Annotated in this window: 20 protein-coding genes; 2 read left to right on the top strand and 18 right to left on the bottom strand. The window is 30.5% G+C overall.

The features are described 5' to 3' along the window. Window positions 1-159: 159 nt before the first annotated feature. From KQI88_RS01725 to KQI88_RS01700, 6 genes are all read right to left on the bottom strand, one after another. Window positions 160-1524, bottom strand: a complete 1365-nt coding sequence (locus KQI88_RS01725; protein WP_216414637.1) for a Na+/H+ antiporter NhaC family protein — start codon at window positions 1522-1524, stop codon at window positions 160-162. 126 nt (window positions 1525-1650) lie between these two features. Continuing rightward, window positions 1651-1953 carry a uroporphyrinogen decarboxylase family protein gene (locus KQI88_RS01720; RefSeq protein WP_330656007.1) on the bottom strand — a complete coding sequence of 101 codons (303 nt, stop codon included), beginning with the start codon at window positions 1951-1953 and terminating at the stop codon, window positions 1651-1653. A gap of 539 nt (window positions 1954-2492) precedes the next feature. Beyond that, on the bottom strand, window positions 2493-2681 hold the full coding sequence (locus tag KQI88_RS01715; protein ID WP_216414636.1) for a helix-turn-helix domain-containing protein: 189 nt from the start codon (window positions 2679-2681) through the stop codon (window positions 2493-2495). A 27-nt stretch (window positions 2682-2708) separates the two neighbouring features. Beyond that, window positions 2709-3629, bottom strand: a complete 921-nt coding sequence (locus tag KQI88_RS01710; RefSeq protein ID WP_216414635.1) for a pseudouridine-5'-phosphate glycosidase — start codon at window positions 3627-3629, stop codon at window positions 2709-2711. Then, window positions 3623-4717 carry a PfkB family carbohydrate kinase gene (locus KQI88_RS01705; protein WP_216414634.1) on the bottom strand — a complete coding sequence of 365 codons (1095 nt, stop codon included), beginning with the start codon at window positions 4715-4717 and terminating at the stop codon, window positions 3623-3625. Before KQI88_RS01705 ends, KQI88_RS01710 begins: the two co-directional genes overlap by 7 nt. Before the next feature lie 149 nt (window positions 4718-4866). Beyond that, a complete protein-coding gene (locus tag KQI88_RS01700; protein ID WP_216414633.1) occupies window positions 4867-5427 on the bottom strand; it encodes a class I SAM-dependent methyltransferase in 561 nt (186 codons plus the stop codon). A 1228-nt stretch (window positions 5428-6655) separates the two neighbouring features. Here KQI88_RS01700 and KQI88_RS01695 point away from each other — a divergent pair. Continuing rightward, on the top strand, window positions 6656-7921 hold the full coding sequence (locus KQI88_RS01695; RefSeq protein WP_216414632.1) for a uracil-xanthine permease family protein: 1266 nt from the start codon (window positions 6656-6658) through the stop codon (window positions 7919-7921). 132 nt (window positions 7922-8053) lie between these two features. Here KQI88_RS01695 and KQI88_RS01690 read toward each other — a convergent pair whose 3' ends face one another. Then, on the bottom strand, window positions 8054-8797 hold the full coding sequence (locus KQI88_RS01690; protein ID WP_216414631.1) for a SprT-like domain-containing protein: 744 nt from the start codon (window positions 8795-8797) through the stop codon (window positions 8054-8056). A gap of 207 nt (window positions 8798-9004) precedes the next feature. Continuing rightward, on the bottom strand, window positions 9005-9826 hold the full coding sequence (locus tag KQI88_RS01685) for an ATP-grasp domain-containing protein (protein WP_216414630.1): 822 nt from the start codon (window positions 9824-9826) through the stop codon (window positions 9005-9007). A 233-nt stretch (window positions 9827-10059) separates the two neighbouring features. Here KQI88_RS01685 and KQI88_RS01680 point away from each other — a divergent pair, with 233 nt between their 5' ends. Further along, on the top strand, window positions 10060-10698 hold the full coding sequence (locus tag KQI88_RS01680) for a nitroreductase family protein (protein WP_216414629.1): 639 nt from the start codon (window positions 10060-10062) through the stop codon (window positions 10696-10698). A 151-nt stretch (window positions 10699-10849) separates the two neighbouring features. Here KQI88_RS01680 and KQI88_RS01675 read toward each other — a convergent pair whose 3' ends face one another. From KQI88_RS01675 to KQI88_RS01630, 10 genes are all read right to left on the bottom strand, one after another. Continuing rightward, on the bottom strand, window positions 10850-11941 hold the full coding sequence (locus tag KQI88_RS01675; protein WP_216414628.1) for an iron-containing alcohol dehydrogenase family protein: 1092 nt from the start codon (window positions 11939-11941) through the stop codon (window positions 10850-10852). A gap of 237 nt (window positions 11942-12178) precedes the next feature. Further along, window positions 12179-13009, bottom strand: a complete 831-nt coding sequence (locus tag KQI88_RS01670) for a phosphoenolpyruvate hydrolase family protein (RefSeq protein ID WP_216414627.1) — start codon at window positions 13007-13009, stop codon at window positions 12179-12181. A gap of 22 nt (window positions 13010-13031) precedes the next feature. After that, window positions 13032-14243: a Tm-1-like ATP-binding domain-containing protein gene (locus KQI88_RS01665; protein WP_216414626.1), complete on the bottom strand. Its 1212-nt coding sequence runs from the start codon at window positions 14241-14243 to the stop codon at window positions 13032-13034. Window positions 14244-14500: 257 nt separating this feature from the next. Continuing rightward, window positions 14501-15205 (bottom strand): hypothetical protein, encoded by a 705-nt coding sequence (locus KQI88_RS01660; RefSeq protein WP_216414625.1) that lies wholly within the window; start codon window positions 15203-15205, stop codon window positions 14501-14503. Window positions 15206-15220: 15 nt separating this feature from the next. Then, entirely contained in the window at window positions 15221-16081 is an 861-nt protein-coding gene (locus tag KQI88_RS01655) for an ABC transporter ATP-binding protein (protein ID WP_216414624.1), read from the bottom strand. Further along, entirely contained in the window at window positions 16078-16446 is a 369-nt protein-coding gene (locus KQI88_RS01650; RefSeq protein ID WP_216414623.1) for a GntR family transcriptional regulator, read from the bottom strand. The genes KQI88_RS01655 and KQI88_RS01650 overlap by 4 nt, the downstream gene beginning before the upstream one ends. A gap of 206 nt (window positions 16447-16652) precedes the next feature. Beyond that, window positions 16653-18452 carry a MutS-related protein gene (locus KQI88_RS01645; RefSeq protein WP_216414622.1) on the bottom strand — a complete coding sequence of 600 codons (1800 nt, stop codon included), beginning with the start codon at window positions 18450-18452 and terminating at the stop codon, window positions 16653-16655. Window positions 18453-18725: 273 nt separating this feature from the next. Beyond that, the gene (gene thpR / locus KQI88_RS01640) at window positions 18726-19274 is read right to left on the bottom strand and encodes an RNA 2',3'-cyclic phosphodiesterase (protein WP_216414621.1); all 549 of its coding nucleotides are present in this window, start codon (window positions 19272-19274) and stop codon (window positions 18726-18728) included. A 185-nt stretch (window positions 19275-19459) separates the two neighbouring features. Then, window positions 19460-20806: a DUF4179 domain-containing protein gene (locus KQI88_RS01635; protein ID WP_216414620.1), complete on the bottom strand. Its 1347-nt coding sequence runs from the start codon at window positions 20804-20806 to the stop codon at window positions 19460-19462. Further along, window positions 20803-21360: an RNA polymerase sigma factor gene (locus KQI88_RS01630; RefSeq protein ID WP_216414619.1), complete on the bottom strand. Its 558-nt coding sequence runs from the start codon at window positions 21358-21360 to the stop codon at window positions 20803-20805. Before KQI88_RS01630 ends, KQI88_RS01635 begins: the two co-directional genes overlap by 4 nt. Window positions 21361-21422: the final 62 nt, after the last annotated feature.

The following is a 21422-nucleotide window of genomic DNA, read 5'->3' as shown; positions in this document are numbered from 1 at the left end:
AAATAATGTTGCTTGCTTACCATAATAATAGTCAGAATTCATAGGTAACACTTATATTTAATCCTTTCCATAAATCTACAGACACAAAAAAAGCTACAGCATATCTAAAATCGCAGCTTTTTAAAATACAATTTCCGTTCTCTATAGTTCTTATTTGCTTTATACTTCCTTTACAGGTTTATTATTGACAAAATTCCAAGGATTCTTTGCTAAATATCCATTTCCAAAAGGAGTTACTATGGATAGTATAGCAAATATAACTAATATATAACAATACCATACATATGGTACTATTTGAACTGGGCTTACCAATCCATCAGTAAAGCTTCCTGCTATCAATAATTGAGCACCATAAGGTATTAGACCTTGCATTACACATGAAAAAGCATCTAAAAGTGAAGCAGTTTTTCTTGGATCTATATTATGTTCTTTGGATATTTCCTTTGCTAATTGACCACTTACAATTATAGAAACTGTATTGTTAGCAGTAGCTGCATCTGTAAGAGATACCAATGCACTTATACCTAATTCAGCAGATTTTTTGCCTTTTACTGTTTTATTTATTCTATATAATAGCCAATCAAGTCCTCCACCATTTGATACCATATTAGCTAAGCCGCCAGTTAATAAAGATAATAAAAATATATCAAACATTCCTGTAAATCCTGAATATATATGCTGAACAAATTCTAATCCTTTAAAGCTTCCATAACCAAGTCCTATAGCTCCTGATATAATAATTCCGCCAGTCAAAACCCCAAATACATTCATTCCTGCTATGGCAGCTATCAACACGAATATATATGGAATTACTTTAATTATATTAAAAGCATATTCTTGGCTTTCAGGAATAGCTACTGGTTTTCCAAATATTAATAAAAGAACGATTGTAACCAAAGCCGCTGGCAATGTAAAACCAATATTAGCTCTAAACTTGTCTTTCATAGATACTCCCTGAGTCCTTGTAGCTGCTATAGTTGTATCAGATATAATAGATAAATTATCTCCAAACATAGCTCCGCCAACCAATGCACCTAATACTAAAGGTAAATTTAAGCCTGCTTTTTCTACTAATTGAACAGCTATAGGACCTATGGCCACAATAGTACCTACTGATGTTCCTGTTGAAATAGAAATAAATGCAGCTATTATAAATATTCCTACTGTAATAAATTTAGCTGGTATTAAAGCGAGTCCTAAATTTACTGTAGATTCAACACCACCCATAGCACTAGAAACTGCAGAAAAAGCCCCTGCCAATAAATATATAATACACATGATTATTATATTATCATCACCACAACCTTTGATAAATACATTAAACTTTTCATCTAATGAACCTTTTGTTAAAATAAAAGCAAATACTATTCCTATACTAGCCGCAACCGGAGCTGGAAATTGATAAAATGCCATTTCAATTCCTTTAGTTTGTAATATAATACCTGAAATCAAATATACTAATACAAAGATAAGAAAAGGCAACAAAGCTACCCCATTACCTCTTTTTTCATTTAACTTTTCCATTTTAATGGCCTCCTTAATTTAAATTAATCTTTCGCTAGTAACTCTAAATCTATTGGATATTTTCCATAGGTGTTACCTGCTTCCATAAACATTTCAATATTTTCCATCAGCGTATACATTGGAATTTTACAGCCTGTACTTAAAATATATCCTTTTATTGTAATCAGGATAAGCTACCTTAGCACCCATAGCCTCAGCAACACCTGTAAGGCTTGTAGATATCCCTACACTATCATGACGAAGTCTTTTAAACAAAGCTATTTCCAGTTCTGCCATAATCTCTGCTGAATGATAGTAATCACTTACTTTTACACCAATAAAAGGTGCCATAGTAGCTCCCATATCTGGAACACAGATTACATGGTTAATTTCCTGACCCTTGGTAAAGGCATTCATTCTTTCTCTTGGAGTCATTTCTTCTTTTCTCACTTAAATCTCCTTTCTAATATAAAATAATCATTGGTAATTAATTTACAAATCTAACCTAAAATCATTATATAATGTATTATAATATTATTACAATTAAACTATTTTATAATAAATCTATCTTTATTGATATTTTGAATACTGTACATAGTTATAGGGAATGAGAGATTTCATTCCCTATAACTATTTAAATCTAATGCTGGTAAATAATATTTTAGAAATTGTATAAAAACTAAATTGTTCTGCCTGATTACCATAACGATAGTCAAAATTCATAGGTAGCACTTGTATTTCATCCTTTCCATAAATCTATAAACCAAAAAGGACTTACTCTTAATAAAGTAAATCCTTAAATTTAAAGTTATATTTATTCACTTTCATCTAATCATGACATGTCTATGCATTGTAAGGTTACCCATTAAGCCCCCTAACCTATTTGGACAATTGTACACTAATTTAGTAAAATAAAAATTAATAGGAGGTTGTCTAAATTGAGAGGTAAAGGTAAAAAATATATAGAGGAATTTAAACGATTCTGAGTACTACTTATTGTTACTGCTGGTTATCAAGCCTTCTCTTCCTGAAAGATTGTATTTACGTACCCATTCACGAAAAGAATGTTCATTGACCTGCAATTCAAGAAGAATCTGTGAGAGACCTTTTATTCCACTAAGATAATCCTCAACTACTTTGATTTTTCTTTCTGCAGAAACTTTTGGTTTTTGTCCCATAAAAATATGCCTGACTTTATTTTTATATTATTTATTAAGCTTTGAAAATTCCACAGCAAGCTGGGCTCCAAGCATAGCATTATTATACACAAGCTGGATATTCGATTCTAAGCTATCTCCACCTGTAATTTCTTTGACTTTTGCAAGAAGAAATGGTGTTGATTCCTTTCCCTTTATGCCTTTTGCTTCTGCTTCTTTAACAGCATCATTTATAGCATTTGTAATAATATCATAATCCATTTCATATTGCTCTAAAATTGGATTTGCTACAACCATTCCGCCATTAAGGCCTAAATCCCATTTTGCCTTAAGCGCAGCCGCAAGCTCTTCTGCCGAATCGACTCTATAGTCAACTTTATATCCACTTCTTCTTGTATAAAATGCCGGAAGCTCTTCTGTTTTAAATCCAACAACTGGAACACCCTGGGTCTCTAAATATTCAACAGTTAATCCTATATCAAGTATTGATTTCGCGCCTGCACAAACAACGGCAACATTGGTATGTGCAAATTCCTGTAAGTCTGCTGATATATCAAAGGTTTCTTGTGCACCTCTATGAACTCCACCAATTCCTCCTGTAGCAAAAACCTTAATTCCAGCAAGCTCAGCAATAATCATAGTTGATGCGACTGTAGTAGCACCATCAAGTTTTTTAGAAACTACGAATGGAATATCTCTTCTTGATGTCTTAACTACATTTTTAGTTTTTCCAAGATATTCGATTTCATCTTCTGTTAAACCAACCTTAATCTTTCCATTAAGTATTGCTACAGTAGCAGGAATAGCTCCATTCTCTCTAATTATTTTTTCAACATTAAGAGCAGTTTCAACATTTCTTGGATATGGCATACCATGACATATAATTGTTGACTCAAGAGCAACAACTGCTCTTCCCTCCTTAATTGCTTCTAAAACCTCCGGTTTAATATCCAAATATTTATCTAGCATAATCCTATCTCCTTCATTTTTAAATTTATATTTTGAATAGACATATTAGGGTTTATCGTATTTTCATGAGAAATAGCTATTGTTGATGCAGTAATAGCTATTCTAGCACTTTCATCAATATCCATATCATTTAAATATCCATATGCAAGTCCAGCAACAAAAGCATCCCCTGCTCCGGTCGCATTAACAATCTTTACTCTAGGAACTTCGATATGTTTCATGTGGTTGCCATCGCTGTAAAATATTCCTTTATCCCCAAGGCTAATAAATACTCTCTTAACTCCTTTTTTAATTAAATGTTCCGCGGCTCTCTTCAAATCATCTTCATTAATTATCTCTATTCCAGTAAGCATTTCCGCTTCAATTTTATTAGGCTTTATCGTATGGAAATAACCAATTAAGTTTTTAACTTTCCTCGCCTTTGTAGTAGATACAGTATCGAGAAAAAAGTCTATGTCCTTATAAGTGGTTAAGATATACTCTATAACTTCGCTAGGTATATTTGTATCTATTATGCAAAGTCTTGAGTTTTCAATAACATGCCTTTTATCTTTTATAAACTCAACTGTCATTCTGTCATATACATCCATTTGGGATATTGCAACAGCCATATCTCCAGATTCATCTAAAATTGATAAATATGTCGAAGTTGGCTCTCCCTTTAGTATAAGAGAATCCTGCATGTTAAGCCCTATTAGTCTGGCTTCTTCAAGTATTTTAGAGCCATAAATATCATCTCCAATAACACTTATAAGTCTTGTGTCTATTCCAAGCTTAACAAGGTTTTCACCAATATTCCTTCCGACACCCCCAAGAGATATTTTAACATTTCCTATGTTGGAATCTTTAAGGATTAAGTTTCCAGCAGGAAAACCATGTATATCCATGTTAGCTCCTCCAACTATAGAAACATATGAGTCTTTATGAACAATATAACCCTTTCCAAGAATATATCCCTTTTTAATTAGATTTGTAATATGAACAGCAACTGAAGACCTTGTTATTGCAAGTATATTTGCAAGATCATTTTGAGAGATCATAGGGTTATTCTTAATTAACTCTAATATTTCCTGCTCTCTATTTGTCATATTAATCTCCTTAATGTTTGTTTATATTATAAGCATTTGCTTATAATAAATATATCGCTATTTATTTTTATTGTCAATAAAAATATTTTATGTAGTTGGATCTTTGTTTATATTTAGTATATTACTTCCTTTTTAATCTACTTCATCCATCACATATTTTGACACTTTAAAACATAAGCTGGTGGTACATTTAAAATGACCCTCTCATAGCTTATGTCTTTAAAATAACTTGATATATATCCCTTTTTAAGTAAAGTATATTGAAATGTTATAAATATGCCATCTTCCTTTAATATATTTCGGGTATTATCTAATATTTTATTAGAAACATTTTTGGGTAGACTTGTAAATGGTAACCCTGAAACTATATAGTCTACCTTTTCAATCTTATATTCTCCTAAGTACTTATATATATTTTCAGCAGAATCATTTACTATTACAACATTATCATAATCACCATATTTTTCTCCCAACTGTTTGCAAAACTCTTTATTATATTCCGCTAATATTAATATTGTGTCTCTTTTCTTGGCCTTAATAAGTTTATCTGTAAATACCCCAGTCCCAGGCCCATATTCTATAATACATTGTGCACTTTTAAAATTTATAGAACCGACCATTTTTTCAGCAAGTTTTTTAGAGCTAGGTGCTACAGCCCCTATAGTTCTTGGTGATTTAAAATATTCTATCAAAAAATTAATCCTATTCACACTAACCCCTCCATATATTGCATTAAAATACTAATCAATTATTGCTGCTCAGTTATTTAAAATTAGATTAAAGATTAGTATAAATGTTAAACATTAAGATTATACCCGTAAAAACCTTAAATCTTCTTTAAGTTTTTATAATATATAAGAAAATTCACATTAATAAGTTTTTTGTTTTATATTGTTACCAAGTATTATATAGCCTTTCATTTTATTTGAAATAATGGTATTATATCTTTATATATTAATATTACGATATATATAGATTTTGGGAGTTAATTTTGTGAGATTAGGAGGTTTAATTTATGAAAGAAAAACTACTTAGTATATTCTCGATTATACCAGCTATATTTGCCGCATTTTGCTGAGGTGGAGGCTTAATATTAGCATCCCTAGGTTTAGGGACATTTGGTATAGCTTATTTTTCAAACTTAACAAAATATAAGCCTATATTTGTTATACTTACGGCGATAATGTTGTATGCGTCTTATACAATAATAGAAAAGAAAAATTCCAATAGAAGAACTCAAAAAATATTTTGGATTTCAGCTATAGCTTCAATAATTATAATATATTATCCAACTATATTAAGATTATTTTTATAAGAATCAGAAACATTCCATTATTATCAGTACATCTTTGATATATGTATGCAGTTGGTCATAAAGCAATAGGCATTAGATACTATCTCCTCAAAACTATTAACCTCTCCCTTGGCTTTTTTGCTTTTTTCTTGTCCTAATTCTACTATAGGTTTTTTATTCTATAGGACAACTATTCTAATATATAGATAACCAATATGTTTATAAATTATAGCCAAACTTTATGCAAAAAAAAATAATAATTTTGTTACATTATACCGATGAAACAAACAATAAAATTATGTATTATTGAGTTAATAGTCCAGTTTTTCCATGCAATGTCATATATTAAAAGCATTTATGTAAAAATTATTATATATAAAACTATTTATAAGTATTCATAATCTTACATATTTACTGATTATAAATTCATACTATAAAAACCTCACTTAATTTTACTGCTAAAGCAAATCTTAAGTGAGGTTTTTTCACAAGTTGGAGGTGATATTGTAGAAAAATCGATAGCTAAACTAGGCTCCTTAAATTCTTTGTTTAATTATTTTCAAGACGTATTGGGTTAAAAGCTTTTTTAACAACTGTGGGTTATACTACTGAAGGAGAATTAAATAAAAAAAGGGGGAAAAGCAATGAGTAAAGTAAGAAAACTAAGCGATGCTCCAATAGAAGACATAAGTACTCTTGGACCACTCAAGGGCATCACTCTTGGTATCCAACATGTATTCACACTATTCGCTTCAACTGTATTGGTTCCAATATTAACTGGTCTTGACATAGGTGTCGCACTTGTTATGTCAGGTATAGGAACATTAATCTTTCATTTTATTACCCAAGGTAAGGTACCTGCATATTTAGGTTCGTCCTTTTCATTCATTGCCCCAATTATCTTAGCTGGAGACCTGTATGGTCTTGATTATGCCCGTGGCGGAATTGTTGTAGCTGGAATTATTTATATGATTTTCGCATGGCTTATATCTATTTATGGATCTGAAAAAATATTGAGATATTTTCCACCAATCGTTAACGGCCCTATTATAATTGTAATTAGTATGACTCTCGCACCTAATGCTATCGCAATGGCATCTCAAGATTGGCTATTATCAATGGTAACATTAGCTGTTATTATTGGAATAGCAATGTTTAGCAAGGGATTTCTAAAAATTGTACCCGTTATTATTGGACTTACAGCAGGCTATTTATTGGCAGTTATTTTAAGAAGGATAGATTTTTCTCCTATAACACAAGCTGCTTGGATTGGAGTTCCAAACTTTGCATTACCTAAGTTTAGCTTTGCCTCAACCATGATTGTGGCCCCAATAGCTCTTACTACAGTTGTAGAACATATAGGCGATGTATTGGCAATGAGTGGAGTAGTAAAAAAAGATTTTGCCAGAAACCCTGGGCTAACAAGAACTCTTATTGGAGATGGTTTAGCTACATCAGTATCAGCATGTTTTGGAGGACCTGCTAACACAACTTACTCTCAAAATACAGGAGTTTTAGCACTTACAAAAGTATGGGACCCAAAGGTTATGAGAGTAGCTGCGGTTATGACAATATTAATAGGTTTAATTCCTAAATTAAATGCTTTTACAAGCACTATACCTAGGCCGGTAATTGGTGGAGCAGTAATCATTTTATTTGGAATGATAGCTTCTATAGGAGCTAGAACACTTGTAGATAATAAAGTAGACTTTTCAAAATCTAGAAATATGATTATCATTGCAGTTATCCTAGTTTTCGGTTTAGGAGGAGCTGTAATCCCAATAAAAATTGGATATACTGAAATTAAACTTGTAGGAATGGCTCTTGCTGCTATTGTTGGAATTATACTAAATATAATACTACCTACAGATACGGATGATGAGTATGAGGATGAAGAAATTATAGCTTAACACTTTATTAACTCTAAGCCAGAAGGATATTATCTCTACTCCTTTCTGGTTTTTATATTAATATAAAGAAACAGTAAAAATAGTTCTAATATTTCTTTCAATAAATTGATCTCTTGATATTTAGAAGCTTACCTACTTTACTATTCTATTTAAATCTACATAATACTTTACATATCTATCCCCTTGTTTATCAACATATTGTCCATTTTTATCTTGTACCATGATCGTTGCCCGTTTATTTATTCTATAAATAATACCTTTTAATTTCTTACCTTTAAAAATAAACGATATTTTATCGCCAATGCTTAGGTCAAATTTTTTCATAGCTAATTCCTTATTCGTTGGAAGTTGGTGATAACTATTAGTGTGTCCAAAGAGATTGTTTGCAATTGTCTTAAACCTATCCCCTCTACAACTAGATTTATAAAAATATAAATATTCTATAGCGTGACAAATTTCATGTTCTAAAACTAATTGTAGTGCTTCAAGACCGTTGTTAGTTTCTATACCGCATACTATCTTAGTTCTATCTATAAGATCATATTGAAAAAAGAAATTCACTCCAATACGGAATTCTATAACAATATTTTCTGGATTTAATACATTTATATTTTTAGGACAAAGAGTAAGTCCTGCACTTTTAGTCATGCGCTTAGAAAGTGAAAATTTAAAAGAACCTTTAAATGTATCTTTAAACCAATTGCTTAAAAATATGCTGTCATAAAGTTCAAATAGTATCTTTAAATCAGAAATTGATATATCTTTAATGATCCCAGTTTTTATATTTACTGATGCTTTAATTAATTCATTAAAAATATAAGCACGTTTCTTTTCTATTGTTTCTTTATCATATTTATATCCTATAATAATTTTCACCTCGTTTATTGTTTTCTGCTTGTAATATCAATCTCTTATGGACTGTATATATTGTAAATATTTGCTTGTATTAAATATAATGCTATTTATTTTCTTTGTCAATTTGAACCCCACAAATAAAAAAACTAATAAGATTTTGAAAATCTTATTAGCCTTAACATTAAGTCCTTTGTAGAATAATAACACTGACATTTTGTTAAATATTTTTTATGAAGCTTTAGGATATATAGGACTATTAGGGTTATTAGGATTGTTTGGATTAAAATCAGGACTTGACAAAATATACTCGTAAATATATTTTTCTACTTCAATTCCCATATTTCTTAGTCCTTCATTTCCAAACATTACATTATATTCTAGTATATAATAATTATTATCAACTACAGCTATATCAAATCCTGCATGATTTATACCTAATGTAGCAGCAACCTTTTCGACTAACTCAATGGCTTCTAAAGGAATATTATTGTAATCATAATTGGCTCCTTTTGCAATATTGTTGTGGAACTGACCTTCACCAGCTATTCTCCAATAGGATCCTATTACCTTATTGCCTACATATACTATTCTTAAATCCTTATATATAGGAAGTTTTTCTTGAATATATAAAACCTCATTATTCTCTACATAACTTTTTAGTTCCTGCCTGTTTTCTATAAGAAAAACTCCCATCCCCATAGAGCTTTTTATTTCCTTAGCTACTAAGGGATATCCGAACTCTTCTTCAATTGTTTCAATATTTACATCATATTTACTCAATATTTTAGTATAAGGTACATTTTGTGGAAATGTGGCCAATAATACCCTAGTAGTTTCAACTTTATTATGTCCTAATTGGTAAGTGTTGATATTAGGAAATATCTTCTTTTTAAGTCCATAGACTAAAGAATTTATCTGCCAATATTCTGGAAACAATATGCAATCTGCTTCTTTTACTTTCTCTATTTCTTTAAAAATATATTCTGGTTTAATATAAGTTATATTTGGCATTCCTATGGTTTTAAAAGGATCAAAGGTGACTAGTTTCATTGCCAACACCACTTTCTAAATTAAGATATAATTATTTTACTACCAAAAAAATTGCTTTTCAATATTTTTATGGAAAAAATATAAAATTTATGGAATTTTTTTCTTATACACCTTTTATGTTTACAATAGTAAATTATATATGTAAAAATTTTTTCTTGCTTTAAAATGTTTGTACAAATGTATTTATGATATACTAGTAATAATAGGAAAAAAATAATTTAAGGAGGTACAAAATGAATAATCTCGATTTTATCTATAAAAGACATAGTGTTAGAAAATTTAAAAATGAAGATGTCCCCTTAGATCATATAAGAGATATAATTAAGGCGGCTACATATGCTCCATCGGGTAAAAATCTACAAAATTGGCACTTTATTATAGTTAAAAACAAAGAAAAAATTGATGGCATGGCTTTGACTATTGAAAATAAGGCATATGAAATGGTAGACTCCATAAATGATGAGGAGTTAAAAAAAGAATTCCTTAAATATTTAAAATATACAACCGTATTTAAAAATGCACCCGTAGCTATATTAATATTCGCAGGGCCATACCCTGCCACAGGACTTGAAATTCTCAAAGCTAAAGGAGCATCTAATGAGGAGATCCATCAGCTACTTAGACCATCTCCAGGAATACAAAATATTGGAGCCGCAACTCAAAACCTTATGCTTGCTGCTGCCAATATGGGCTATGGAACCTGCTGGATGACAAGCGCAAATTTTGCAAGTAAAGAATTGAGCAAATTTATAGGATTTGAAAAAGAAGGCTATTATCTTGCTGCTATTACTCCCTTAGGGGTTCCCGAAGAATCTGAGCTTACAAGTCCTGCTAGAAAACCAATAGATGAGATTATGACTATTATAGAATAAAACCTATGGCTGCCCATAGGTTTTATTCTATAATAGTCATATATTTTCTTAAACACAATAATTATCAGTATCCTAAATTTCAAATAAGATAATATCTTCACTTAAAGGATAAAAATGTATAAGTGTTCCTATTTTAAGGGTTAATCCTTACTTATAAGCTATTTCTATATATATCTTCTATGACTTTAATACTTACTTCTTCTGGATGATTTTTTAGCTTACTTTTGTTTTGTGCAAAATTAGAAGCATATTCAGTTACATCCTGAGGAGAAAGTTTTATATCAACCTGAAATAAACTATTGAATATACCTTTCAAATCTTCTAAGTCCCCTATCCCTAATATATTCAGCATTTTTATTATTTTATCCTTATTTTTAAAGCTCTTTAAGTATTCTACAGTAAGAACTCCATTAGCTAAACCGTGAGGAAGGTTCTTATAATAAGTAAGGGCATACCCCATACCATGAGGTAGTGATGTTCCACTTTGGGCTATAGCTATTCCTCCAAGTAAGGAAGCAAACATTACTTTTTCTCTAAACTCTTCAGTAAGTTCTTTTTTTATCAAGCTTTCAAAACAGAATTTAAATATCTCAAATCCTTTTTCAGCATATGTGTCAGATAGGATAGTAGCATTCCTATTTAAATAACTTTCAACAAGATGAGTAAATGCATCTACTGAAGTGTTAACAGTAATAGCGTAAGGCGCGTTATCAGTATAACTGCTGTCCACGTAAGCAATAGCTGGGAAAATACTCTGTCCTAAATTCTTCTTAGTTTTCTCATTGTGGACTGTAACTATACTGTATGGTGTAACTTCAGAGCCAGTTCCAGAAGTTGTAGGCACTGCTACCACAGGAATACTTTGGAGTTTTTCACTTGTAAATACATTATTTTTATTTATCTGTGGATTTTTAATAAATAATGCCACTGCTTTAGATGCATCTAGTGGAGATCCGCCTCCAATGCCTATTATAAAATCAACTTCTAATTTCTTTCCAAGGGAAGCAGCTATTTCTATAGTTTCAAGAGAAGGATTTTCTTCTACATCATCAAAGATAGCATATTCAATATTTAAGGTTTCTAAAGCACTAATTACCTGCTTTAAGGAACCATTTTGTTTAGATGAACTTTTCCCAGTAACAATCAATGCTTTACTACCGAGCTTTATCATGGCATCTTTATTATTTTCAATGGCTCCCCTTCCAAAATAAATTTCTGTTGGCATAAAATAATTGAACTTCATAGATAAACACCGCCTCTTATTATTAATATGGGTTTAATTTTATTATACTCCACTATTGCATTTTTGCAAAAAAATCAGCCTTTATAATATAGCAATTTACTACCCTCTCTCCAATTTTTTAGTTATTTCTTCTTTTAATATAATTTTATTCATTATATAAAAAGTTCCCTCAAAACATCAGTCTGAGAGAACTGTATATATGACTTTATATTTTATTTTTCTAATTCATCAAATATACTACTTAATAGATATATTTTTAAAAGCCTCAGCTTGTTTCTTAATTCCAACTTCAGTTGCAAATCTTTCGATACTAGAAGCACCAAAAAATCCATCAACACCTGTTGTATTCGAGATAATATATTGGGCATCATCTGGCTCTGCAATAGGTCCCCCATGACAAAGTACTATTATATCTGGATTTATACGCTTTCCTGCATCGCATATAGCTTGAACTTTTTTTACGCAATCATCAAGTGTTAATGCAGTTTTAGCTCCTATAGTTCCTTTGGTAGTAAGCCCCATATGGGCAACCAAAATATCTGCACCAGCCTTTGCCATTGCCTCAGCCTGTTCTTCATCAAACACATAAGGGCTAGTTAGCAAGTCTATTTCATGTGCTTTGCGTATCATATCAACTTCTAGATCATATCCCATACCTGTTTCTTCTAGATTTGCTCTAAAAACACCGTCAATTAATCCTACCGTTGGGAAGTTCTGAACTCCTGCAAAACCTTGTTCTTTTAACTGTTTTAGAAAAACTTCCATTATTCTAAATGGATCTGTACCACAAACTCCAGCAAGAACAGGTGTGTCTTTTACAACTGGCAATATTTCTGATCCCATATCGACTACAATTTGGTTAGCATCACCATAGGAAAGAAGGCCAGCCAGCGATCCACGTCCAGCCATTCTGTATCTTCCTGAATTATATATTATAATTAAATCAACACCACCAGCTTCACCACTTTTTGCTGAAATACCTGCCCCTGCACCTGCTCCTAATATAATCTTTCCATTAGAAACCTGCTTTTTCAATCTTTTTAGAATTTCTTCACGACTTAGTTTCAATTTATTCACTCCTATATTTTTACTAATTATTTTTTATTAACTCTAATAATTTTTTAGCTGCTGCAATAGCAAAATTTTTATCATTAATATCATAATCAAGTTCAATAAGTTCTACGATATTCTTATCAACATTTTCTCTTAATGTATCAAATAGTATCTTATCTTCTTCAGGACCATAGAAAACCTGACCTTCTACATCTAGTAAAGATACTCCTTTTAATGGAAGCATTAAAGCTGTAGGAGATTTAGCTTTATTAAGTTTCTCAGCTATAATCATGCCTAGTTGTTTATTCTCCTCTGCCGTTGTTCTCATTAGAGTAACCGTAGGATTATGTTTATAGAAATTACGTCCATTAAATTTACTAGGAACAGTATCTATTGCACCAAAGTTGACCATATCTAAGGCTCCTGTAGAAACAACTTGTGGAACATTGTTTTGCCCTGCAGCTTCTAACCTTTTGTCCCCTGCCGCCATATTCCCACCAACTAATTCATCGCACCATTCTGTAGTTGTAATATCTAGAACTCCTTCAATATGACCACTGCTTATTAAGCTTTCCATTGCTTTTCCACCAGTGCCTGTTGCATGAAATATAAGTACTTCATATCCTTGATCTTCTAAATATGCTCTAGCCTCGTTTACACATGGTGTTGTTACTCCAAACATACTTGCAGCTATTAAAGGTTTACTTTCCACTCTTTGAGTATTTTCGAATTTTACCATCCCTGCTATAGCAAGAGCAGCATTTGTAAAAATTTTAGTGGATATAGAGTTTAATCCGGCAACATCAACTATAGAAGGATACATGAAAATATCACTTGATCCTACATAAACTGATACATCGCCAGCAGCCACTGTAGATACCATAACCTTAGGAACTCCTATTGGCAATGCTCTCATGCCAGGAGTAACTATTGAAGTGCCGCCGCTCCCTCCTAAAGAAATAATTCCATCAAATTTTCCTTGCTCATATAACTGAGGCACTAGCTTTTCCATCCCTTTTGCAAGTACTTCTGTGGCCAATGCTCTATCTTTTTTTGCCGATATTTCACCCATATCCATTCCTACTGCTTCAGCGATTTCGTAATTAGAAACATCTGGTTTAAATATAGGCTCGAAAACTCCAGTATGGATTGTAAATGTATTTAGTCCAAGAGCTTCAATTATATCCTTAATATACTGAAACTCTTTACCTTTAGAGTCAAATGTGCCTGCTATTGCAATAGTCTTCATTTTATCACTCCTTATTAAATAAATAGTATAGAACTATTATGTCCTTAATACTTAATAAAAGAATATCTTTTAACACAAAAGTAATCTATATTTTTATATTACTTCGAAAACTATAATCATAATATTCATATACTCTTTGCTATTATTTACTAAATTCAATATTTAAAATCCTTTTCCTTCTTTAATTTTTTATGTGCATAAACTCTTCCAGTAATTGTATGGGCAGTGTTTTTAGTAAGCATACTAGTATCTATTGTTTAGTCCTTTATCGGGGCCTTACGAATAAGTAAAAAACATATTGGTAAAAGTGCCGCGGTTCCTGCAAGAAAGCTTAATGTTCCAATATAGGTATTATTATTGTAGGCAAAACCTAGTGCTTTATCTAGGAAACCCATAATGGTTCTACCCACAGCTCCGCCTGATTCTTGCTCAACATATTGAAGTAATATTATTATAGGTATAGGTATAATAGAAATAATAGTTTTCATAATCTTATTACATCTGTAATATAACATTGTAATAAGCCAGCCTAAGCATACAAATAATGTATATAATCCAAATGACCATAAAAATTCATCGAAGAAAATAAAATTTTTTTTATTATAAAGCTGTACAATGACACTTTCATAGGGGATTATTAAATTAAGAACATAGCTTAATATTGAGTCCACTAGTGCCATAAATGCAGCTATTATGACTAAAGCGATTATATTCCCATAATAAAATCTTTTTCTTGATACATTATTAGCCATCATAAATTTGAAGTTTGATTTAAAGCAGTTTAACCCTGCTATAAAAATAAATATTGCCGTTGTCAGCCCAAAGCCCCCAAAGGTTCCTGTTATTTTATCAATTGAAATTCCAATTACTGATGACAACAAAAAAATAACAGTATAGAATATGGCTACAGATTTTTTAAAATCATGAAGTTGATACTTTGTTACCTTTAATATACTATTCATTGTTTTCTCCCTCCATCAATTAGTTAAACTGATAAACAATTTTTGCAATTCTGCTTTACTAAATTCTACTTTCAGTTCATTTGCCAAGACTTGATTTTTATTTTGTATATCTTCTAATACTATAACGGATTTGAAGTTGCCTATTGTTTCTTGCCCTATATATTTTTTACCTTCTATATATTTATCAACATTTGAAGACTCTCCTGAAACAGTATAAGCACAGGACAAAAGATCTTCAACTGACTGCTTTGCAATCAGTTTTCCTTTTTTAATTATTATAACTTCCTCTAGTACTTGAGCTACTTCTTCAATAATATGTGTAGATATGATCATAGTCTTAGGAGTTTTATTATAATTTGCTATCAACTCTTTATAAAACATATCTCTATGGTTTGCATCTAAGCCTAAAACAGGCTCGTCAAATATCATGATATTTGCATTAGATGATAAAGCTATAATAGCTTTAAATATGGAACTATAACCTGTAGATAAGTCTTTGACTTTTTTATTTATATTTAGTTCGAACTTTTCTGATAAACCCTTAGCATACTCTATATCAAATAAAGGATAAAGCTCTCGCGTCCACTTAAATATATTTTTAATCTTTTCACCTTCAGGATATAGGTTTTTTTCAGTCATATAGAATATATCTTTAAGTGCTTTATCATTTTCAAATACAGTGTCTCCATCTATTGTAATCTCGCCCTCTGTTGGAAATATTCTATTTGTTAAAAGATTTAAAAGAGTAGTTTTACCTGCTCCATTTCTTCCTAAAAGCCCATAAATCTTATTTGGCTCAAGTATAATGGTGACATTATCAAGTGCTTTTGTATTTGCATACTCCTTACTTATTCCTTTTATATCAATTGTCTTCATTTCTTGTTACCCCCTTCTATCATCTCAATAATTTCTTCCTTTGATATATTTAGCTTTGAAGCTTCTTCAAGGAGGGTTAATATAAATCCTTCATAAAAGCTTTTCCTGCGCTTTTCTAGAATTTTTTTCTTTGCTCCCGGTGAAACAAACATACCTACGCCCCTCTTTTTATAGATGATACCATCATCTACAAGTATATTTACACCCTTTCCTGCTGTTGCTGGATTAATTTTATATTTAACTGATATTTCTGTAGTAGAAATTATCTGAGTGTCTTCTTCAAATATTCCCTTTAAAATATTGTCCTCGATAGCTTCAGCTAATTGAAGATAAATTGGTTTTTCGCTATTAAAGTTAAGAAGCAAGAATTTCAACCTCCTTCATTGGTTAATTACTTGTGTAATTAACTATATAACCAATAGTATATTTTGTCAATATATTTATGTGAATTTTTATACTTTCTTAAAAAACAAAAGACATCTATCCTTTATATAGATAGACGTCTTTTATTTACTGCACTTACCTTAATTAGTGTTTTAGTTTAACCTTTAATAATCTCATTATGACTTTCCTAGTCCCTCAATATTTTAATACCTACTAAATCCATTAAGTATTTTGCATTTGTTGATGTAGACTTACCTTCTCTAATTTTATAATCAAAATGTATTTTATTATCCCTGTACTGTTCGGAAAAATTATAATTCTTTATTCGATTATATTCATCTAATTCACATAGTTCTAAATCATGGGTTGTTATTGCTCCAATTACCCCTAACTGATTAAGATTTGCTATAACATTCTTAGCACCTAATATTCTATCTACAGAATTGGTTCCTCTAAAAATTTCATCAATAAGAAAAATCATATTCCTATTTTTTTCTGCATAATTAATTATTTCTCTAATTCTAAGAAGTTCTGCATAGAAAGTTGATATTCCATTTTTTAAATCGTCTGTTATTCTCATAGATGTAAATACATCTAGTATTGCACATGACATTTTAGATGCATACACAGGTCCACCACTATATGCCAAAACTAGATTAATGCCTAATGTTCTTAAAAAGGTTGTTTTACCTGACATATTTGACCCGGTGATAATAAAAATATTGTCATCCAGATCTATATCATTAAGTACCCTTTCATCATTATTTATAAGGGGATGTCCTAAAGATTCTGCTCTTACTATCAAATTTGAATTATCAATAATGGGGAATGAAGCATTTTCATTTATTTGTAGTAAAACACTTAAACTCATTAAACACTCAATTTCACCTATAGCATCAATCCATGTTTTAACTTCTGATCCATATTTACTCTTCCAATCTTCTAATAAAAAAACACATTCATAATCCCATAATAATAATCCATTCAATATCACATATAACAAAGCATTATGTCTTAAGTTGATTTTTTCTGAAATTTTATCTAATTCCTTTATTGCTAATATAGATGAATATCTTTTATTAAATAATATCTCTTTTATATCATTCAATTTTTTAGATTCAAAATTCTCTTTTTCTAATAGCTTTAGTATATTAACATAGGTTTCTAAGTTATATTTGAAACAGCTAACTTGTCCTAAAATCTTATTAATCTTTAAGACGCCTACTATCCATATTATACATTGGAGCAAGATTAATGCTACAACTAATGCATACATCCTTTCAACTTTAAATATCATAATGGCAAAAGACAACGGTGTAATAATTATTGGAATAGTATATATTAATTGTTTTACTTTTTCCGATCTTATTAAAGTCTCTTCACTTTCAGCATATTTAACTAATTTTTCTGGATTTTGTAATTCTTTTTTATGTTTATTTGATATATATTGTAGGTTTTGACAAAAATCTAGCTTTTCGCTCAATTCTTTTATAGCTTGTTGTCGTAAAACTATTTCATCTTTATTATATTGTGATTGCAATAAAGTATTAGCTAGTCTTGTCCTTCCATTCCACGTGTTTGTTACATTAATAAGTTGAAACAAAGATTCTTTCCCTACTATATCTAAATCTAGGGAATATCTGTGCCTTTCATTTTTAAATTCCTCTCCGATATCATTAAAGTTGACCCAATTTCCGTCAATTCTAGCTAAATAATTGTTATTTATATTTATAATTTCTTTTGAAAAGTTTAGTTTCTCTCTAACTATATTATGATATATTACTAAAGAAATAAATAATATACATAGAATAAGGTCTACAACTAAATAAGTTCTTTTATAATTTATTCTCACAATAAAATATGTAACATACATAATTACTAGAAAAGTTATAATCCTAGCTGTACTAATTAAATTAAATATACTATCATATTTTTTTATATTTTCATTGTGGTTTTGTATTCTCATAATAAATTTATCCTTAATCATATCAAATCACCATCCAATCTCATAATAAGAGTTCACTAATAGCATATTCTTTCAACTTGATATTATAAAATATTCTATATTAAATATAACGTTATTACAGCACAAAAGGATTAATTTATTATAAAAATATTTTAATATAAATAAAGCTAACTTCTTATTCGAACATAATACTGCTTACTAATAAGGTACATCTGGTATTAACATTGTTTTTTATATCATTAGATACTATTGTATAAGTATAGAGCATTTATATGTATTAACCTAATTAACTATTCATTGAAAAATTAAGCTTTTTGAATAAAGCGGAATATATGTTAATTCACCATTTAATCTGGTACTTTCCATTATAGAAATCTTTCTTACTGGTATTACCATCTTATCAATATGAATTTTTTCATTAATTTTGTCTAATTTCTCAGCAAGCACTACTTGTCTGCCTAAAGTTATATGAGGAACAAAGCTATTCTCTTCTCTGGGATATCCTTGCTCATCAAGGGCTCTTTCTAAAAGAATATATAGTTGATTCAAGATTTCGTTATGTTTGATCCCAACCCAAATTATCCGCTTATTACCTTTAGTAAACTGACCTAGTTTGCTAAAACTTAACTGAAAATAACTCTGGTGCAATGATATTTTATTAATAGCTTCCTTCAATTTATCTAATTCATCAATTCTGGTTTCCCCAATGAATCTAAGGGTTAAATGAAAGTTTTTCTTATTAGTAAAATTACCCTTTACACTTTTTTTCTTAACTACCTGTTGAACTTGATCCAAGTATTCTTTTATATCATCTGGAAATTCTATAGCTAGAAAAACACGCATTATAAACCCATCCCTTCAAGATTTACGTAAATTGAAGTACCTATTTCCTTACAGTTTATTATATTATTTTTATAGTAGGAACAGGGACAAATCTCTTGTCCCTGTTTTACAATGCTCTCTTCAAGTAATACTCGTTTATCATTCCCATTCAAGTGAGCATCTCATCGAAAATAATGATTTCACTTTTACTTGAATTTATTAATAATGATTCCATTAACATTAACTGATTTGACATTGGAAACGTCCAATGGTAATGGAGATACATATTTAAGTTTAACTTTCCCATTTTCACTGTAGCTTCTAACTGAGTCAAATGTTTGAACACTGCCATCGGTCATATTAACACTAATACTTATTTCTTCTGAATTTTTATTTTCACCACTACCCGCCAAAGTTATTCCCATTGGTGACACTGATATACTATTTGTAACCCATGTGTCAAATTTGATATTGCAGTCTGTTTTCTTTTCTTCGCCAACAGACTGAATTTTAAATATAGTTTTCCAGTCTCCTTTTGTATAATTACCATTAGATACAAAATGACCCATAAGCTTTAATTCATTAAGATTTATATTGTCTAGATCAAAAATGTATTCCACATAATCATGTCCATATTTGGTATCACCTGATTCATCGACTCCAAAGTAAATGTTAGATGCGTTAATATCAATCTTATTTCCTAAAGTATCAGTAAAATATAAAAAACCATGGTCATCAATACCATCTCCCACCCATTTAGTTTGGATATGAAGGCGATCATCAATATAACCGATATTAGAAATATGTACAAAATCTACTTTAGGCAGAGTAAGTTTCATTTGATCCATCTTTAAAACTTTTATTGTTCCCTGGGACTTAAACTCTTTGTATAAATCACCGCCTCCACCTGAAATATTGTTCATATCAAGAGGGATTGTTTGTGAATCATTGATTATTGCTATCTTTGAAAGGTTAACTCCTGTTTCAACTCCATCAAATATTAGCTTATCACTAAGAAAGGAGGTAATGCGAAAGCTTACTTTTTTCCCGTTTAGTTTTTCTCCTCCGTTAGCTTCCATACGTAAGGTTGCGGTTTTCGTTTTTTCGTCGTAGTTGACAATTTGACAATTAAACGTCCGAGCTCCAGTTAATGAGTAATGATAAATATCAAGTGTTTCATCAATTCTATTACCTAGTAAGTCCTGCATTGTCACATAAATAACTGCCATTTCATCATCATTCATAGCTGCTACTACTTCCATTTTAATTCCATCGTCTTCACTACTAATTTCCACAGGTTGAAGCATTAATGCTATATCCGGGGTAACGATAGATAAAAGATTCCTAAAACCTGGAATAGTTGCCGCCATTACACCGACAGAAAGCATAAGACAGAGACAAACTGCCAATGCAACAGATATGGATTTTTTTAAACTCATAGGGTACTTATGACTTTTAATTTTCTTTTCTACTTCCAAACCAATGTCATATTCAGGTGTATTTATAGTGTTTAGTGCCTTTTTTATAATTAATTCATCATAGTCATTATTCATTTAGTTTCCTCCAATCCTTTATAATAAGAATCAACTTCTTTTAATGCCTTAGACAACTTTGTTTTTGCCCGTTCATAACGTTTGCGTAATGTAGTAGCTGAAACATGATAGATAGTTTCTAAATCTGCATAGCTCTTTTCATCAATAACTCGGCTAAACACCAAGGCACGCTCTGCTGGAGATAGAGCCAAAAGAGCTACTTTTAAATCATCACTTATAAATTTTGAGTCCACATTTGTTTGATGCATAAAATGCATTGACTCCGTATTGGTTTGTGACATAAAAAACAGTAGTTTTTTCTTTCTCAGTGAATCAATACAAGTAGTATATGCAATACGATATAGCCATGCAGATAGGGACGTTCCACTTTTAAAGCTTTTTCTTTTATTATAGGCTTTAATAAATGTTATTTGCACAACATCTTGAGCCTCAAAGTAGTCACAAAGTATATTGTGACAATATCTTAAAAGAGATTGTCCATATAAATCTATAGCACATCGTAGTTCATACTCTCCACCTGTAGCAAAAGTATAATCAAGATTACTTGCTTGCATCTCACATCTCCCTTCATTAAACTAAAAACCGGTTTTCACTTCTATAACGTAAACAAACATAA

The sequence above is a fragment of the Alkaliphilus flagellatus genome (assembly GCF_018919215.1).
Taxonomy (GTDB): domain Bacteria; phylum Bacillota; class Clostridia; order Peptostreptococcales; family Natronincolaceae; genus Alkaliphilus_B; species Alkaliphilus_B flagellatus.
Note: the sequence above shows the minus strand (reverse complement) of the source record. Positions and strands in the feature narration are given on the sequence as shown.

Bases quoted from the DNA above. Each gene is read 5' to 3' on its own strand.
- thpR (WP_216414621.1), bottom strand. From the start codon at position 19,274: ATGCGTGTTTTTCTAGCTATAGAATTTCCAGATGATATAAAAGAATAC.
- KQI88_RS01695 (WP_216414632.1), top strand. From the start codon at position 6,656: ATGAGTAAAGTAAGAAAACTAAGCGATGCTCCAATAGAAGACATAAGT.
- KQI88_RS01635 (WP_216414620.1), bottom strand. From the start codon at position 20,806: ATGAATAATGACTATGATGAATTAATTATAAAAAAGGCACTAAACACT.
- KQI88_RS01725 (WP_216414637.1), bottom strand. From the start codon at position 1,524: ATGGAAAAGTTAAATGAAAAAAGAGGTAATGGGGTAGCTTTGTTGCCT.
- KQI88_RS01715 (WP_216414636.1), bottom strand. From the start codon at position 2,681: ATGGGACAAAAACCAAAAGTTTCTGCAGAAAGAAAAATCAAAGTAGTT.
- KQI88_RS01705 (WP_216414634.1), bottom strand. From the start codon at position 4,717: ATGACAAATAGAGAGCAGGAAATATTAGAGTTAATTAAGAATAACCCT.
- KQI88_RS01655 (WP_216414624.1), bottom strand. From the start codon at position 16,081: ATGAAGACAATTGATATAAAAGGAATAAGTAAGGAGTATGCAAATACA.
- KQI88_RS01685 (WP_216414630.1), bottom strand. From the start codon at position 9,826: ATGAAACTAGTCACCTTTGATCCTTTTAAAACCATAGGAATGCCAAAT.
- KQI88_RS01630 (WP_216414619.1), bottom strand. From the start codon at position 21,360: ATGCAAGCAAGTAATCTTGATTATACTTTTGCTACAGGTGGAGAGTAT.
- KQI88_RS01645 (WP_216414622.1), bottom strand. From the start codon at position 18,452: ATGATTAAGGATAAATTTATTATGAGAATACAAAACCACAATGAAAAT.
- KQI88_RS01675 (WP_216414628.1), bottom strand. From the start codon at position 11,941: ATGAAGTTCAATTATTTTATGCCAACAGAAATTTATTTTGGAAGGGGA.
- KQI88_RS01680 (WP_216414629.1), top strand. From the start codon at position 10,060: ATGAATAATCTCGATTTTATCTATAAAAGACATAGTGTTAGAAAATTT.
- KQI88_RS01660 (WP_216414625.1), bottom strand. From the start codon at position 15,205: ATGAATAGTATATTAAAGGTAACAAAGTATCAACTTCATGATTTTAAA.
- KQI88_RS01710 (WP_216414635.1), bottom strand. From the start codon at position 3,629: ATGCTAGATAAATATTTGGATATTAAACCGGAGGTTTTAGAAGCAATT.
- KQI88_RS01665 (WP_216414626.1), bottom strand. From the start codon at position 14,243: ATGAAGACTATTGCAATAGCAGGCACATTTGACTCTAAAGGTAAAGAG.